This is a genomic window from Thalassospiraceae bacterium LMO-JJ14 (assembly GCA_021555105.2).
Taxonomy (GTDB): domain Bacteria; phylum Pseudomonadota; class Alphaproteobacteria; order Rhodospirillales; family Casp-alpha2; genus UBA4479.
Genome location: CP134604.1, coordinates 1,236,155 through 1,250,852, shown reverse-complemented (window position 1 = coordinate 1,250,852; position 14,698 = coordinate 1,236,155). Strand labels below are relative to the sequence as shown.

The following is a 14,698-nucleotide window of genomic DNA, read 5'->3' as shown; positions in this document are numbered from 1 at the left end:
CCGGTCAGCTTAGCGCGACATCAACGAGGACAATTTCCGCGTCTTCGAGCGCTTTGATTTCAAGGGTCGTCTCGTCCTTGATCGTCGCCCCGGCGCGGGTGTCGACGAAGGTGCCGTTGACTTCGACCGCACCCTCGCTGACGACGAGATAAGCCGCGCGGCCTTCGCCCAGTTCATGGTGCACGGCGTCGCCGGCACGGATACGCCCGCCATGCACGGCGGCATCCTGATGGATGCGCATGGCGTCCGGGTGATGCGCACGACCCGATGCCAGCGCCGGCAGCGAGCCTGCGACGGGGTCCTTCGGGAACTGCCGCGCGTCCCAGCCCGGTTCGTGCCCGGCCTTGTCCGGCTGGATCCATATCTGGAACAGCGTGGTTTCATCATCCTCGCGGTTCATCTCGGCATGACGGATACCGGTGCCGGCATGCATCACCTGCACATCGCCCGCTTCGGTCCGGCCCTTGTTGCCGAGACTGTCTTCGTGCGAGATCGCACCGGTCCGGACATAGGTGATGATCTCCATATCCCGATGACCGTGCGGATCGAAACCCGTGTGCGGATTGATGGTGTCGTCGTTCCAGACCCTAAGCGGTCCCAGCCCCATCTTTGCCGGGTCGTGATATTCGGCAAAGCTGAAGTGGTAATGGGCATTCAACCAATCGTTTTTGAAGGTGCCCAGGTCTTCGAAGTTCGTAACGTCGATCATTTCAATTCTCCTCTTCCAAACCTAGGCCGCAAGCGCCGCGACTGCGGCATCGATTTTATTGCTGGCTTCTGCAAGGCCCTCGGCGCGGGGTTCCGGCCCCATATCCATGCCGTTGGCGGCAATGATGCGGACGTCTTCAATACCGATGAAGCCGAGGATATGACGCAGATAGCCACTCTGGAAATCGGCGGGATTCGGGTTTTCCGGGTCGCCGTCGCCGTATTTGCCGCCGCGCGTCGACAGCACGAACACCGGCTTGTCGTCCAGAAGCCCTTTGGGGCCGGTATCCGGATCGTATCCGAACGTCTTGCCCGGCCGTGCAATGTGGTCGATCCAGGTTCTCAGCGCACCGGTGATGGTGAAGTTGTGCATCGGCGCACCGATGACGATGGCGTCCGCATCCCGCATCTCGGCAATCATCTGATCAGATGCGGCACGCGCGGCCTGCTGGCGTGCGCTCAGCGTTTCCGGTTCACGCCGGAGCGCGTCGATCAGTTCATCGTCGATGTGCACGGGCGGGTTGGCGCCGATGTCTCGGTGGATGATCCGGGCATCCGGAAAGCTGGCGTTCATTTTATCAATGAACCGGTTGGTCAACTGCCGTGATGCGGCGTCCTGACGCGGGCTGGTATCCATAACGAGCAATGTTTTCATTTTTTTCGTCCTCTCTTGTGTGATGGCCATCGGGCTTTCCCGTGGCGTTGGAGGGAAGATAAGCGCGTCGATTAAACGAGACAATTGGTCAATATATGAATATATTGTTCATTATTATGAACAATAGGGCACATCATGGCCGTTTCAGACCCGCTTGAAGGCATGACCGTTTTTACCGCCGTGGTCGATGCCGGCAGCTTCACGGCGGCGGCAAAGCAGCTTCGCGCTTCCAAGGCTTCGGTCAGCACGCAACTGCAGAAGCTTGAGGACCGGCTTGGTGTCCGTTTGCTGAACCGCACGACGCGCCGGCTTTCCCTGACCGATGAAGGCCGTGCTTTCTATGAGCATTGCCGCCGCATCCTCGATGAAGCACGTGAAGCCCTGGATGCCCTGGACAACACCGGTAGCGCACCCCGCGGCGTGCTGCGCGTGAATGCCCCGATGTCGTTCGGCACGCTGCATCTCGGTCCGGCGATTGCGGATTTCATGTATCAATATCCCGAGATCGAAATCGATCTTGTCCTCAACGACCGCCAGATCGATGTCGTCGAAGACGGGTTCGATGTCGCCATCCGCATTGCCCGGTTGCCGGATTCGAGCCTGATCGCCCGCCGCCTCGCCCCTTGTCACCGTGTTCTGCTGGCCAGCCCCGCGTACTGGGACCGTATGGGGCGGCCCACGCATCCGAGCGAACTCAGAAATCATGAAGCCCTGATCTACGATTACCTGAGCGAACCCGATACATGGACCTTCAAGGGGCCGGAAGGCCGAATCGCCGTCACCGTCTCGGGGCGGCTTCGCGCCAACAACGGCGAGGTCTTGCTGAATGCGGCGAAATGCGGCCTGGGGATTGCCCTGGCGCCGACGTTCTTTTGCTGCGGTGAAGTCCGCGACGGTGAGCTTGAAATCGCGCTTGGCGAATATGAGGACGACCCGATATCGGTCTATGCGGTGTATCCGCACCGCCGCCACCTGTCGGCGCGCGTGCGTGCCTTCGTCGATTTTCTGGCAGCGCGCTTTGGGGACAATCCTTATTGGGACGGGATAATCACGCCGGAAATTTCCGCCTAACGCCCCTCGCGCCACCACGCCAGACTGGCGAGGCCGATGCCGAGCGCAATCACCAGCCACCACGGCGCCAGCGGCACGCTGGTGACGCCGGTGACGGTGAAGGCCTCGTTCCTGACGAAGCCAAGCCAACCCGAACCGTGTGTCTGGCGCTCGGCCTGCACGCCGCGCAGGCTCGGCAATCCGTCGATCAGCCAGCGCACCCCGCCGTTGGCGGCATCGGCGATCGTCTTCGCCGGTCCTTCCGTGGCACGAAGATCGGCAAGTTCCAGCGGGTTCAGCGCCCCCGCCGGGGCCAGGGCGACATGCGTATCGTCACCGACGCGATACAGCCCCACTTCCTCGACCGGGACCCGTGCCGTGGACTTGCCCGAAGCCTGCTGCTCAAGCTTGACCGTCATTTTTTCGCCGCTCGGGCTTTCGACACTGACCTCGGCCGGGGCCGCGCTGAGACTCCGGCGCTCGATCCGAAGCTCGCCGTTTTCAACCGATGCGAACAGGCCTTCCTCGTCCAGTTCCGGTTCCTTCATCAGCCAATGCGCAATACGGCGCATCAGTTCGGCCTGCGGGCCGCCGTTGTCGAAACCACGCGCCCAAAGCCATATCTGATCGCTGGCAAGCAACGCCACACGCCCCTCGTCGACACGCTCCATCAGCAGCAGCGGATTGCCGTCGGCGCCCTGCATCAACGACGGCGCGACCCCGCTGGTAACACCGATCTGGCGGAACCATGCGCCCCAACTCGGTTCCAGGTCGTCGCGGCCGGGCACCACGGCGCCTGGCAATGCACTGGTCACGGGGTGACGATGACCCAGCTCGGATATGCGCGGCTTGAAGCGTTTTTCGAATATCTGGCCCGTCGGCTCGCCCGGCAAAATATCTGCAAGCGGGGTCCGCGCCAGTGACCTGAGCCCGCCGTACTCGGGCCCGACGGAAAGTAGCACCGCACCGCCGTCACGCACGTACCTGGAGATATTGCGGAAGTACAACGGCGGCAAAACATCGCGAACGATATACCGGTCGAGGACGATCAGGTCGAACTCGTCAATTTTTTCCTCGAACAACTCACGTACCGGAAAGGCAATCAGCGAAATTTCGTTCAAGGGGGTGAAATCGTTCTTTTCCGGCGGGCGCAAAATCGTGAAGTGTACTAGATCGACGGAAGGATCGGATTTCAAAAGATTGCGCCACGTGCGTTCACCCGCATGCGGCTGACCGGAAACCAACAGCACCCTGAGCCGGTCACGCACACCGTTCACGGAAACAACGGCGCGGTTATTGACTGCGGAAAGCTCGCCCTCGGCGGCCTTTGCTTCGATCTCGATAAAGGTCGGACCGGCATGTTCCAGCGTCAGCTTGAATTCATGATCGGTGTTGGCGGGCAGTTTCAATGTCTCGCGCGCCACGCCATCGACATGCACCGTCACATCGACAAGCCCGGTGCCGAAGCTGCCGTCACCGGTGACCCTGTCCTCAATCTGGTAGCGCACACTGACTTCGTTGCCGACAATGCCGTAACCGGGCGCGTCGGCGATCACCAGACGACGGTCCATTTCATCGCGCTCGCCACTGATCAGCACATGCACCGGTCCGGCAACGCCGCCGCCGGCGGCGAGTTCCGTATCGTGAATCTGCCCGTCCGTAATCATCACTGCGCCGGCAAAGCGCGACCGCGGTAGATCCCCCAGCGCATCGACGAGCGCACCGACAAGTCTTGATCCATCACGGGTGCCATGCCCGTCCCCGTCGCGAACGGTAACGGTCCGGACCTCCATGCCGGGCATCGCCTCCAGGTCGCTGGCGATATTCGACGCCGCATCCTCGCTGCGCTTTCGCCGCTCGCCGATCCGCTGGCTGGTGGTTTCGTCGACAAGCACGATGGCAATGTCGTTCTCGGGTGCGCGTTCTTCGACACTGACACGCGGCTCCAGCAACGCCAGCACAAGCGCCGCCAGCAGGCAGGCCCGGGCGATGACGCCACGCCGGCCGGCCCGCAAGAGCTGCACCAGCAATAGCGTAGCGCCTAGGGCCGCCAGAACGGCAATCACGCCGGTCGGCAGCGCCGGGGTCCAGAGAATTTCCGCCGTCATTGGCCGAGCCTTTTCATGATCGCCGGCAGGTGGACCTGATCGGCCTTGTAGTTGCCTGTCAGCACATACATGACGAGATTTATCCCGAAGCGGAACGCCATTTCGCGCTGCCGTTCGCCGCCCGGCACCACCGGATACATCGGCCGCTGCGCTTCATCCATAGCCCACGCCGAAGCCCAGTCGTTTGATCCGGCGACAATCGGCGAGACACCGTCGTTAACCCGCTCGCCGGCCCGCTCGACCCAGATCGACGCGCCTGCATAGCGGCCCGGGAAATCGTTCATCAGATAGAATGAGCGGGTCAGAACGTGACCGGCCTCGACAGGGACCAGCGGCGGCAGATCGAGCCTTACCGCCAGATCCCGCAAAGCCTGGGCCTGCGCCCCGCCGCCCCGGTCCTGCGTATCGAAAAGGATCGTCCCGCCGTTCTTGAGGTATTCCTTCACCGCCAGCGCCGAAACGTCATCAAGCTCGTGGTCCGGCGTCACAGGCCAGTAGATCAGCGGGAAGAAAGCCAATTCGTCAACGCCGGGCTCAACCCCCTGCGGCAGGCCGAGCTCAGCGGCTGTCCGCCGGGCCAGCATCGTGGTCAGCCCCGTCAGGCCGCTTGCGCTGGTCGCATCGACACGCGCATTGCCGGTTTCAAGATAAGCCAGCCGTGTTTCGAGACTGCTTTCGAGAGCAAATTTCTCGTTTGCTATAGCCGGAGCCGCGCTTGTGATGAAAAACAACGCCAGTGCAGCCGCGCTCGCCGCGGGCCGTACGGACCGGCCGCCCGCCCGCACCCAAAGACCGGCCGTCATATCGATCAGGAACAGCACCAACGCCGCAAGGAACAACCACCCGGTTAAATCACGCTCAACAGGCTTTTCATAAACCGCGCGCGTCCAGTCGGACGGGACGGGCAGCGTCTTCAGGGGCGGCAACGACGTGGTCAGGTTGAAGGCGCGGCGAAAATCCTCTGCGCCGTAAATGCCTGGCGGATGCTGTTCCGAGACAAGTTCGCTATCTACGGCGGCGGCATCGATCGGCTGCACGTTCGCGGCGGGTGCCGACAACTGGCCGAATGCATCCATAATCCGATACGGCGGCAACGGCGGCGTTTCACCGGCATTCTTCACCCCCCGTCCCAAGGCCGTCAGACGCTGCATCATTTCAACGAAGACGCCACTGATCGGCAATGTCGACCACGACGTATTCGGCGCCGTGTGGAACAGGACGATCCAGCCCTGGTCGCGCTGATCGGCGGTGACAAGCGGCGTACCGTCGCTCAGTCTGGCCCATGTTTTTTGCGCCAGATCCGGGGCCGGTTGCGCCAGCACCTGACGGTTGATGCGCACATCCCTTGGCACGGCCAGCCCGGCAAACGGCGAATGTTCGGGAAACGGCATCAAGCCCATGGGCTGACGCCATGACATGGCCCCGCCGATGATCCGATCGCCCCCGCGCAGCACGATGGGCAGCAACGGCTCTCCGCCGGCACCCGGAACGATGTCGCCGGTACGCCGTGCCAGAGCGGGACCGGCGAAGCGAACCAGAATGCCGCCTTTGGAAACCCAGTCCTCAATCACGGCAACCTGGTCTGCGGAAAATTCCAGGCCGTCCGGGACGATCAGCACGGACATCGGCTGGGCGAAAAGCGTATCCAGCGGACCACGTTGAATCGTCGTCGTGCCCTCAAGGGCGCGTTCGACATAATACGTACTGCTGAGCAGTGGCTGAACGGCCGCCGCACCATCAACATCAGCGACCCCGACCGGACGGCGGCGCCAGCGCAGATCAAGCAGCACGACAGCGCCCGCATGCGCACCGCTTTCGATCTGCACCCGTTCAATGCGGTTAAGAATCTCCACCGGGCCACCAAGCACGGCATCGGTCTCGGTATCGTCGGCGGCGAATTCCGCCGTCGCAACAGCCTGCACACGGCCATCCCGATCCATGCCCCGCACTTCAACGCTGACCGGCTGCAACTGCGGCATGGAACGTTCCAGGTGCACGTTCAAGCCTTCCGGTGTTGAGGACGGCGGACGCAATACGGTGACAGGGACGTCCCCCGCGCCGTAGATCGTGACCGGGCCCAAAGCCCGCAAACGTTCTGAAAGCACATCCGCACCCGGTCCATCCAAGCCATCCGACAGCCAGCGCACATCGGCAATGCCGCCGAAGCCCTCCGTCCAATCGGCTACGGCCTGTGCCGCCTGACCGCGGTCCGTCGGCCATGGCTCCGGGATCAGTTTCGAAACCTCACCGCGGGCATCGCCCGGCGCCAGCGCGGCGACCGTGATGGCACTGCCATCCGCCGGCGGGGCCGTCGTCAACAGAATAACCTGCCGTCCGGCCCGAACCGCCCGGTCGGTCATGGCCACCGCAACGTCGCGGCGTACATCCCATCGGCCGGCCGACGCCCAACCGTTATCGACGACCAGAAGCACCGGACCGCCACCACCGATTTCGGCTTCTGCGTTCCACAGCGGCCTTGATGCGGCAAGAATGATCAATGACGCCAGCAGCAAACGCAGCACCAAAAGCCACCAAGGCGTGCGGGCCGAGGTTTCGCGCTCGGTGACAATCCCGAACAGCAGCCGGATCGGCGGGAAAACGATGCGCTTGGGTAACGGCGGTGTCAGACGCAGCAACCACCAGATCGCCGGCAGCGCCAAAAGCGCAACCAGCGCCCAGGGTTGTGCAAATGCCAGGGGGCCCAACGAAAACATCAATGCCTGCCCTGGTCGCTAAGTGCGACATAAAGTGACATCAAGGCGATTTCCGGCGCCTGGTCCGTGCGATGACGGGTATATCCCCATCCCGCTGCGCGGGCGGTTGTCTGGACGCCAGACAAGTGTGCTTTGAAAGCGTTCTGATATGTCCCTGCAATGGATTCCACATTGCCGATCACGGCGTTTCCTTCGCCTTCCGGGCCTTCGAACTGGATACGGCCGTCATAGGGGAACGTTTCTTCCGCCGGATCGACGATCTGAATCAAATGCCCCTTGAGACCATGATGCGCAAAGGCATTGATCGCCATCCGCACATCATCGAGGGGAGAAAGGAAGTCACTGAACATCACGACACGACCGTGCCTTGGCAGCATCTCGAATGCCGGCAGGCTGCCGGACGACGCATAACCGCCTTCAATTTCGTTCCACAGTCTGGTCAGCACATGTCGTCCGGAGGCGGGCGGCGTGCCGGTGCCAAGCAATGCAACATGCTCGCCCCCTCTGATCAGCAGAGAGGCAAGCGCCATCATCAAAAGCTCGGCGCGTTCCTGTTTGGAGACGAATTCATCCCCCGAAGAAAACGACATAGACGGCGAACCATCGCGCCAAAGCCAAACGCTTTGCGCCGCTTCCCACTCGGTTTCGCGGATAAAAACCGGATCGTTCTTCGCCGACTGACGCCAGTCGATGTGCTGAACGCTGTCACCGGCCTGATACCGGCGGAACTGCCAGAATGTTTCGCCCTGACCGACACGCCGGCGGCCATGCACACCCTGTGACACGGTCGACGCAACCCTTTCGGCAGCGACCATCAACGGCGGCAACCCGGCGGCTAACGCTTCTGCATTGTGGTGGGAACGCTTTACGCGCTCGGCCATGCTTTACTACCTCAGCCGATTCTCTCACATAGGGCGCCGACGATTTCCTCTAACGTTATGCCTTCGGCGCGGGCGGCAAACGTCAACGCCATCCTGTGTCGCAGGATCGGTCCCGCAAGGGCCAGAACGTCGTCGATGCTGGGGGACATCCGGCCATCGATCACGGCACGGGCCCTGACGCCGAGCATCAGCGCCTGCGACGCGCGCGGCCCCGGTCCCCAGGACACATTGGCCTGCACCAGCGCCAGATCCGAGGTTTCCGGGCGACCTGCACGGACCAGTGTCAGGATGGCTTCCGAGACAGATTCCCCGACCGGGATCGAGCGCACCAAACGCTGCGCCGCCATCAGGCTTTCCGGGTCCATGACCTGGCCCGGCTTTACATCTTCATTCCCGGTCGTCCGGATCAGGATATCCCGTTCCGCGTCCAAATCAGGATATTCAACGTTCACCTGCATGAAGAAGCGGTCGAGCTGCGCTTCGGGCAGCGGATATGTTCCTTCCTGCTCCAGCGGGTTCTGCGTCGCCAGAACATGGAACGGACGCGGAAGATCGTGATAATGGCCGGCCACGGAAACCCGCTTTTCCTGCATCGCCTGCAGCAGGGCGGATTGCGTTCGTGGGCTGGCGCGGTTGATTTCATCGGCCATCAGCAACTGTGTAAACACAGGCCCCTTGATGAACCGGAACGAGCGGCGGCCACTGTCGGCTTCTTCGAGAACTTCGGAGCCCAGGATATCCGCCGGCATCAGGTCCGGCGTGAACTGTACGCGCTTGTCATCAAGGCCGAAGACCGTACCCAGTGTTTCGACCAGCCGGGTCTTGCCAAGCCCGGGGACACCGATAAGCAAGATGTGTCCGCCGGCCAGCAGAGTGACCAGACTTTCCTCAACCACGTCTTCCTGACCGAAAATGGCTTGGCCCACGGCGGCACGTGCAGCGGTAATCCGTTCCGCCAAAGCCTCGACCTCGGCAACTGCGCTATGGCGCTCGACGCCGTTCAGGCTATCTTTATCTTGTGGGGTGGTCGTCGTTGTCACGTCGAAACCTCCTGTAGATGATTACAAGGAAGCGTAACGGATGATCGATACGCCGGAAAAGGTCGAAAATATTACTTTTGCGAAAACGCCGGGTTCGCCATGTCCGCCGCCCAAGGGGTATACACCCCGTCCGGGCCAGATTGTCTGCGGCGATATCGATATGCGTATCAGCGCAGACGGCACTTGGTTTTATCACGGAACGCCCATAAACCGCCAAAAACTGGTCAAACTCTTCTCGACCGTGGTGCGCCGCGACAAAGCCGGAGACTATTGGCTTATTACGCCCGCAGAAATGGCGCGGATCAAGGTCGATGATGCACCATTTTTGGCTGTCGAATTGATTGAGACAAATGACAAACACGTGAAGTCCCTGAAATTCCGGACAAATGTCGACAAATGGGTTACCGCGGATGCCGGACACCCGATTCGCGTCGACATAGACCCTGAAACGGACGAACCCAGACCCTATATTCAACTTGCTGAAGACGGCACGGAGGCGCGAATCAATCGTGCGGTATTCTATCAATTGGTGGAAAATGCAGTTGTGGCAGAAATGGACGGACAAGATATGCTGATCATCAAGAGCGCCGGCGCGACTTTTGTACTGGGACCGGTGCCGGAGGACGCATGAAACGTTCAATCATCATCGAGCGTCTGGAGCAGTCATTCGAGACGTTCGGCGTACGCTCATCATCGCGTGGCGACCACGATCTCAATCCCGGTATGATTCCGGGGACGGAACTCCGCGAGGCTGCGGTTCTGGTACCGTTGGTGGAACGTGACGGGGGGCTGACGATGATGCTGACCCAGCGCACGGATCATCTCGACCATCACCCCGGGCAAATCAGTTTTCCGGGCGGCCACATCGAACCTGAAGACGGATCCCCCGAAGAAGCGGCACTCCGCGAAGCCGAAGAAGAGGTCGGGCTCGACCGCAAGCATATCAGTGTCGTCGGCAGGCTCGATCAATACATCACCCGCACCGGATTTTCGGTAACGCCGGTGGTCGGTCTAGTCCATCCGGAATACACTGTGAACCCCGATGAATTCGAGGTCGCGGAAGTGTTCGAAGTGCCGCTTTCTTTCCTGCTTGATGCCGCGAACCACCGTCGCGATTCACGTGTATACAAGGGATTGAAGCGGGAATTCTATGCCATGCCTTATGGCGACTATTATATTTGGGGAGCAACGGCAGGTATGATCCGCAATCTTTATGACGTTTTGATCGGCGAGGCAGAATAACATATGGGACGGCTTGTAATCACGTACGTTTTACCGCTTTTGTTGCCGTTTCTGATGTACCTGGCATGGAATGCGTATGCCCGTGCTCAGGCGCGCAAGACCGGCGGCGAGGAGCCGAGCCTGCAGAAAGGGCCGATTTTCTGGTCGATTATCGCCGGGTTCATCCTGCTCGCGGCATCGTTGATCACCTTGGCGCTGACAGGCGGCGAAGACCCCGATTCCGGCCGCTATATTGCGCCCCGATATGAAGACGGCAAAATACTGCCGCCGCGCTATGAGAAAGTGCCCGGGCAGTGATCTCGCTGAATGCCACGCGAGATCCGACCGGCAAGTTGAACCCGGAACCCTGGCTTACAGATCCGAATACCCTCAGCGTGATGAATGCCCTCTCCGCCGGCGGCGCGGATGTCCGCTATGTCGGTGGATGCGTGCGCGACGCGATTGCGAGGCGTCCCGTCGCCGATATCGATATCGGCACACCGGAACCGCCCGAGCAGGTTATTGCGCGGCTAAAGGCGGCCGACATCAAATCAATTCCCACGGGGATCGAGCACGGCACCGTCACCGCCATCAAGGGAGGGCAGCCGTTCGAGATAACGACGCTTCGGTGCGACGTAGAAACGGACGGACGCCGCGCCGTCATTGCCTATACGGAAGACTGGATCATCGATTCATCCAGGCGCGATTTCACCATCAACGCGCTTTCGGCGAACCGCGATGGCGATGTCTATGATTATCACGACGGCATTGCCGACCTGGCGCATGGCCGCATCCGCTTTGTCGGCATCGCCGAGGAGCGGGTGCAGGAGGACTATCTGCGCATCCTCCGCTATTTTCGATTTTACGCACACTTCGGCCGCCCGCCCTATGACGACGCGGCTTTCAATGCGTGCCGCAAACACGCGGAAAAGCTGAGCGGCATTTCAGCCGAGCGTATTCGCCACGAACTTGTTCGTACGCTCAGAGCCGTTGAGCCTGCGGATGCCTTCATCATGATGCGGAACGCTCATGTGCTTGATGTGGTCCTGCCGGAAGCGACGGAAATAGGTTCCCTGCGTGCCGCCGCGTGGCTGGCGTCGCGCGGGGTCATCATCGATGGCCTGAAACCGGATGCATTGCGCCGTCTTGGCGCACTTCTTAGCCCGGATTGCGATGCCAAGGGCATCGCGCAGCGTCTGCGGCTGTCGAACAAGGAAACCGAACGGCTCGTCAGCATGAAAAAATTTGCCCCGTTATTTGCGGTCGCAGACACATTGCAGAATATCGAAACACGCATCCACAAGCTCGGCAACGAAACCGTGGGCGATGCTTTGATCCTGGCGTGGGCCGCGCGCCTTGCCTCCGAAGCCAAGCTGCCGGCTGAAGAGACCGCCTTGAGACGCAAAGCATTGGAAACCGCGTTTTCCTGGCAAGCGCCAATATTGCCGATCGGTGGCGAAGATGTGAAAATCATGGGCGTACCACGCGGCCCTGAAATCGGCACCGCCTTGCGTGCCGTCGAAGACTGGTGGGCTGATGGCGGGTTCACCGCCGATCGCGAAGCCTGTCTTGAAAAACTCAAGGACATTTTTGCGGAACAAGGAATTACGGATAAATGACTGAACTTCGCGTGTGTTTTATCGGCGACAGTCTGGTGCTCGGCACCGGCGATGAAAAATATCTCGGCTGGCCCGGTCGGGTCATGCAGCGCGAGCGCGAAGCCGGGCATGACGTCACCATGTATAATACCGGTATTCGCGGCGATACCACGACGATGGTCGAAGCCCGCTGGCGGGCCGAAGCGGAAGCACGGCTGCCGGCTGAAAATCCGTGTGCGCTGGTCTTTTCTTTCGGTTGCAACGACATGGCGATGCAGAACGGCGAGTTACGCAACTCGCCCGAAATTGCCGTCGCCTCCGCCCGGCGCATGATCACGGAGGCCAAGGACTGGCTGCCGACGCTTTGGGTCGGGCCGCCGCCCGTCAATGACGACGATATGCCGTTTTCATCGGCACCGGGACGCGAACGCTTCTTGTCGTCGAGCCGCAATGCCCAATTATCCGACATGTTCGAAAGCGTCGCCGACGAACTGGGCGTGCCGTATCTGGATATCTTCACCCTGACCGCATCCGATCCCGGCTGGGCCAGCCATTATGTCAAAGGCGACGGCGTGCACCCGAGAAGCGGCGGATATGACATCATCGCCGAGCACATCATCGGCTGGGATGCGTGGCGGAAATGGTTCGATGACTGACGAAGAGCAAACGGCCACGCCGGCAGGGAATCTGGATACCCGGCTGACGGCGCATATTTTACGCCTGGTCAATGAAAGCGGCGCCGGGAAAACCATCTGCCCGTCGGAAGCGGCGCGCGCCGAGCGGGGAGACGATTGGCGCTCGCTTATGAAACCGGTTCGGCGTTGCGCACAAAAACTCGCGCGCGAAGGACGGATCGCTATTTACCGCAAGGGCAAAGCCGTCGACCCCGAAACGTTCAAGGGTGTGATCAGGCTGGGTTTGCCATAACCGGTTCGGTTTCGGCCAGGGATACGCCGTTTTCAATCCCGCTCAGAATCCGGTACGCCGCATCGTCCAGCTTGAGGCAGGAAAGAGCCGCCTGCCTCAGATCCGGTATTGTGCGGACCACGCGGGCTCGGATATCGACCTGATAAGGCGGCTGAGCATGGCGATAGGTTTCTTCATCCGCCAGCCCGTCTATACGCAACAACGCACCGGTCGGCAGATACCCCGTGCGATCCTCGATCACGAAGCCGCCGTAACTCCATTCCACGGTATGGAAAACCTGTCCGCCGACCCGCAGATAGAGCTGCGCTCGATGCAGCCGTTCAAATTCACGGCGTTCGGCACGCTCTCTGCTCAAAAATCCAGGCGTCATATCCATCACAGCCCCCTATGGCAGTCCCCAGGAAGCTGATTCTAGCTTTTATGAGAGAGACTTAGCTGTGACGGGCATCACCCGCCGGAAACCAGCACCTGGCCCAGCATCAACGGCCGCGCGGTCCGGTAAACCGTGCAGCTTTCGGCCGCCACCCCGTTTGCGCCGCTCACCACGTTGGCATCGACCGGCAAAATCCCCGAGGGATTGGCTAGACGCAGATCCCCCGCCTGTTCGCGGCACAGGGCATTCGGCACACTGCCCGGTATGCGGCAGGCAACGCCCAGGCACATGGCCCCGGTCAGCGGCAGCACCCGGTGCACCTGCCCCATCGAGACGATACGCGCCGACAAATCGTTTTGGTCCGCCGTGAATGTCGTCCCGGCCAGCGTTGTCCCCGCCGCGGCCTTGCCGACGATGCCGATCTTCGGATTGCCCAGCGATGCCGTTTCCGGCGATTGCGCCAGTCCCATGACGACGGCGGCGACGCGCCGGACGGCATCCAGATCGGCCATGAATTTTTTATCCGCCTCAAGATCGCCGACGCATTCCGTCGCCGTCTTGCCGAACCGTTCCGCGGCCACGAAGACAACCGCATTCGAGGCATCGACGAGGCTTGCTTCGACCTTACCGACGCCCGGCACGTCGAGCACATCCATCGCATTGCCGCTCGGCAGCAGCGACCCTGATGTGGCGCCGCCGGGATCGAGATAATCGAGACGGATGCGCGATCCCGTGCCGCTGACGCCGGGAATCTCAAAGCCGCCGACCGGTTGAAACACGCCGTCCGCAACCTCGAAGGTGGCATGATATATTTTTTTCGTATTGGTGTTGTAGACGCGAACGGTCTGCTGGCCTTCTTCCGGACTGAGCAAGCCGCTATCGACGGCGAACGGGCCGACCGCCGACGACAGGTTGCCGCATGTCGCGGAATAATCCACTTCCGGCTTGTCGATCACGACTTGCGCAAATGTGTAGTCCACATCGGCGCCGTCGACACTGGCAGGGCCGACGATGACCGCTTTCGAAACCGACGACACCCCGCCACCCATACCGTTCAACTGACGGCCGTAGGCATCGGGACTGCCGAGCGCCTGCAAGAAGATGCGATCGCGTGCCTCGAGGTCACCGGGAAGTGTGTCATGACGGAAAAACACACCTTTCGATGTACCGCCGCGCATGAAGGTCGCCGTGTAGCCCTGCTGTGCCATGTATTCGATCCTGTTCGGTTAGTCTCTGGGGCCTGCAAAAAACCAGAAGATGACGCCGAGAATGGGCAGCAGCAGGATCAGGATGATCCAGAATACCTTGGAGCCCGTCGTCGCCTGCGTGCTGCCGAGCGTCTTGATGATCGCATAAACATCGGCGATCAATATCAACAGGCCGCCGAGGCCGATTCCTTCCAAACCCATGATCGTTCTCCTTT

At 61.0% G+C, this 14,698-nt stretch carries 16 protein-coding genes; 7 read left to right on the top strand and 9 right to left on the bottom strand.

Going from position 1 to position 14,698, the window contains the following annotated elements:
* Nucleotides 1-4: 4 nt before the first annotated feature.
* Nucleotides 5-709 carry a pirin family protein gene (locus tag L2D14_06095; protein WNK00992.1) on the bottom strand — a complete coding sequence of 235 codons (705 nt, stop codon included), beginning with the start codon at nucleotides 707-709 and terminating at the stop codon, nucleotides 5-7.
* Between the two features lie 21 nt (nucleotides 710-730).
* The gene (locus tag L2D14_06090) at nucleotides 731-1,363 is read right to left on the bottom strand and encodes an NAD(P)H-dependent oxidoreductase (GenBank protein WNK00991.1); all 633 of its coding nucleotides are present in this window, start codon (nucleotides 1,361-1,363) and stop codon (nucleotides 731-733) included.
* A gap of 135 nt (nucleotides 1,364-1,498) precedes the next feature.
* On the opposite strand from L2D14_06090, the gene L2D14_06085 reads away from it, so the two are divergent.
* Complete coding sequence (locus L2D14_06085; GenBank protein ID WNK00990.1) at nucleotides 1,499-2,434, top strand: LysR family transcriptional regulator; 936 nt, start codon at nucleotides 1,499-1,501, stop codon at nucleotides 2,432-2,434.
* Here the strand turns inward: L2D14_06085 and L2D14_06080 are convergent.
* From L2D14_06080 to L2D14_06065, 4 genes are read right to left on the bottom strand one after another with little or no spacing between them, the layout of a single operon-like run.
* The gene (locus L2D14_06080; GenBank protein ID WNK00989.1) at nucleotides 2,431-4,521 is read right to left on the bottom strand and encodes a hypothetical protein; all 2,091 of its coding nucleotides are present in this window, start codon (nucleotides 4,519-4,521) and stop codon (nucleotides 2,431-2,433) included. The genes L2D14_06085 and L2D14_06080 overlap by 4 nt on opposite strands.
* The gene (locus L2D14_06075) at nucleotides 4,518-7,235 is read right to left on the bottom strand and encodes a DUF4159 domain-containing protein (GenBank protein WNK00988.1); all 2,718 of its coding nucleotides are present in this window, start codon (nucleotides 7,233-7,235) and stop codon (nucleotides 4,518-4,520) included. Before L2D14_06075 ends, L2D14_06080 begins: the two co-directional genes overlap by 4 nt.
* Nucleotides 7,235-8,116, bottom strand: a complete 882-nt coding sequence (locus L2D14_06070; GenBank protein WNK00987.1) for a DUF58 domain-containing protein — start codon at nucleotides 8,114-8,116, stop codon at nucleotides 7,235-7,237. Before L2D14_06070 ends, L2D14_06075 begins: the two co-directional genes overlap by 1 nt.
* Before the next feature lie 11 nt (nucleotides 8,117-8,127).
* Complete coding sequence (locus L2D14_06065) at nucleotides 8,128-9,120, bottom strand: MoxR family ATPase (GenBank protein ID WNK01655.1); 993 nt, start codon at nucleotides 9,118-9,120, stop codon at nucleotides 8,128-8,130.
* Nucleotides 9,121-9,196: 76 nt separating this feature from the next.
* Between L2D14_06065 and L2D14_06060 the strand changes: the two genes are divergently transcribed.
* The 6 genes from L2D14_06060 to L2D14_06035 are packed head-to-tail and all read left to right on the top strand — an operon-like array spanning nucleotide 9,197 to nucleotide 12,902.
* Nucleotides 9,197-9,787 (top strand): DUF1285 domain-containing protein, encoded by a 591-nt coding sequence (locus tag L2D14_06060; protein WNK00986.1) that lies wholly within the window; start codon nucleotides 9,197-9,199, stop codon nucleotides 9,785-9,787.
* Nucleotides 9,784-10,398 (top strand): CoA pyrophosphatase, encoded by a 615-nt coding sequence (locus L2D14_06055; GenBank protein WNK00985.1) that lies wholly within the window; start codon nucleotides 9,784-9,786, stop codon nucleotides 10,396-10,398. The genes L2D14_06060 and L2D14_06055 overlap by 4 nt, the downstream gene beginning before the upstream one ends.
* A 3-nt stretch (nucleotides 10,399-10,401) precedes the next feature.
* Nucleotides 10,402-10,695, top strand: a complete 294-nt coding sequence (locus L2D14_06050; protein WNK00984.1) for a hypothetical protein — start codon at nucleotides 10,402-10,404, stop codon at nucleotides 10,693-10,695.
* The gene (locus L2D14_06045; GenBank protein WNK00983.1) at nucleotides 10,692-11,996 is read left to right on the top strand and encodes a CCA tRNA nucleotidyltransferase; all 1,305 of its coding nucleotides are present in this window, start codon (nucleotides 10,692-10,694) and stop codon (nucleotides 11,994-11,996) included. The genes L2D14_06050 and L2D14_06045 overlap by 4 nt, the downstream gene beginning before the upstream one ends.
* The gene (locus L2D14_06040; protein ID WNK00982.1) at nucleotides 11,993-12,631 is read left to right on the top strand and encodes a GDSL-type esterase/lipase family protein; all 639 of its coding nucleotides are present in this window, start codon (nucleotides 11,993-11,995) and stop codon (nucleotides 12,629-12,631) included. Before L2D14_06045 ends, L2D14_06040 begins: the two co-directional genes overlap by 4 nt.
* Nucleotides 12,624-12,902 carry a DUF3253 domain-containing protein gene (locus L2D14_06035; GenBank protein ID WNK00981.1) on the top strand — a complete coding sequence of 93 codons (279 nt, stop codon included), beginning with the start codon at nucleotides 12,624-12,626 and terminating at the stop codon, nucleotides 12,900-12,902. Before L2D14_06040 ends, L2D14_06035 begins: the two co-directional genes overlap by 8 nt.
* Here the strand turns inward: L2D14_06035 and L2D14_06030 are convergent.
* The 3 genes from L2D14_06030 to L2D14_06020 form a co-directional block, all read right to left on the bottom strand.
* Nucleotides 12,883-13,278 carry a hypothetical protein gene (locus L2D14_06030; protein ID WNK00980.1) on the bottom strand — a complete coding sequence of 132 codons (396 nt, stop codon included), beginning with the start codon at nucleotides 13,276-13,278 and terminating at the stop codon, nucleotides 12,883-12,885. The two genes, L2D14_06035 and L2D14_06030, sit on opposite strands and share 20 nt — an antisense overlap.
* A gap of 71 nt (nucleotides 13,279-13,349) precedes the next feature.
* On the bottom strand, nucleotides 13,350-14,483 hold the full coding sequence (locus tag L2D14_06025) for a PrpF domain-containing protein (protein WNK00979.1): 1,134 nt from the start codon (nucleotides 14,481-14,483) through the stop codon (nucleotides 13,350-13,352).
* A gap of 18 nt (nucleotides 14,484-14,501) precedes the next feature.
* Nucleotides 14,502-14,684 carry a PLDc N-terminal domain-containing protein gene (locus L2D14_06020; GenBank protein WNK00978.1) on the bottom strand — a complete coding sequence of 61 codons (183 nt, stop codon included), beginning with the start codon at nucleotides 14,682-14,684 and terminating at the stop codon, nucleotides 14,502-14,504.
* Between the last annotated feature and the right edge of the window lie 14 nt (nucleotides 14,685-14,698).

Coding starts and splice junctions, on each gene's coding strand:
- L2D14_06095 (WNK00992.1), bottom strand. CDS start 709: ATGATCGACGTTACGAACTTCGAAGACCTGGGCACCTTCAAAAACGAT.
- L2D14_06090 (WNK00991.1), bottom strand. CDS start 1,363: ATGAAAACATTGCTCGTTATGGATACCAGCCCGCGTCAGGACGCCGCA.
- L2D14_06085 (WNK00990.1), top strand. CDS start 1,499: ATGGCCGTTTCAGACCCGCTTGAAGGCATGACCGTTTTTACCGCCGTG.
- L2D14_06080 (WNK00989.1), bottom strand. CDS start 4,521: ATGACGGCGGAAATTCTCTGGACCCCGGCGCTGCCGACCGGCGTGATT.
- L2D14_06075 (WNK00988.1), bottom strand. CDS start 7,235: ATGTTTTCGTTGGGCCCCCTGGCATTTGCACAACCCTGGGCGCTGGTT.
- L2D14_06070 (WNK00987.1), bottom strand. CDS start 8,116: ATGGCCGAGCGCGTAAAGCGTTCCCACCACAATGCAGAAGCGTTAGCC.
- L2D14_06060 (WNK00986.1), top strand. CDS start 9,197: ATGATCGATACGCCGGAAAAGGTCGAAAATATTACTTTTGCGAAAACG.
- L2D14_06055 (WNK00985.1), top strand. CDS start 9,784: ATGAAACGTTCAATCATCATCGAGCGTCTGGAGCAGTCATTCGAGACG.
- L2D14_06050 (WNK00984.1), top strand. CDS start 10,402: ATGGGACGGCTTGTAATCACGTACGTTTTACCGCTTTTGTTGCCGTTT.
- L2D14_06040 (WNK00982.1), top strand. CDS start 11,993: ATGACTGAACTTCGCGTGTGTTTTATCGGCGACAGTCTGGTGCTCGGC.
- L2D14_06035 (WNK00981.1), top strand. CDS start 12,624: ATGACTGACGAAGAGCAAACGGCCACGCCGGCAGGGAATCTGGATACC.
- L2D14_06030 (WNK00980.1), bottom strand. CDS start 13,278: ATGGATATGACGCCTGGATTTTTGAGCAGAGAGCGTGCCGAACGCCGT.
- L2D14_06025 (WNK00979.1), bottom strand. CDS start 14,483: ATGGCACAGCAGGGCTACACGGCGACCTTCATGCGCGGCGGTACATCG.
- L2D14_06020 (WNK00978.1), bottom strand. CDS start 14,684: ATGGGTTTGGAAGGAATCGGCCTCGGCGGCCTGTTGATATTGATCGCC.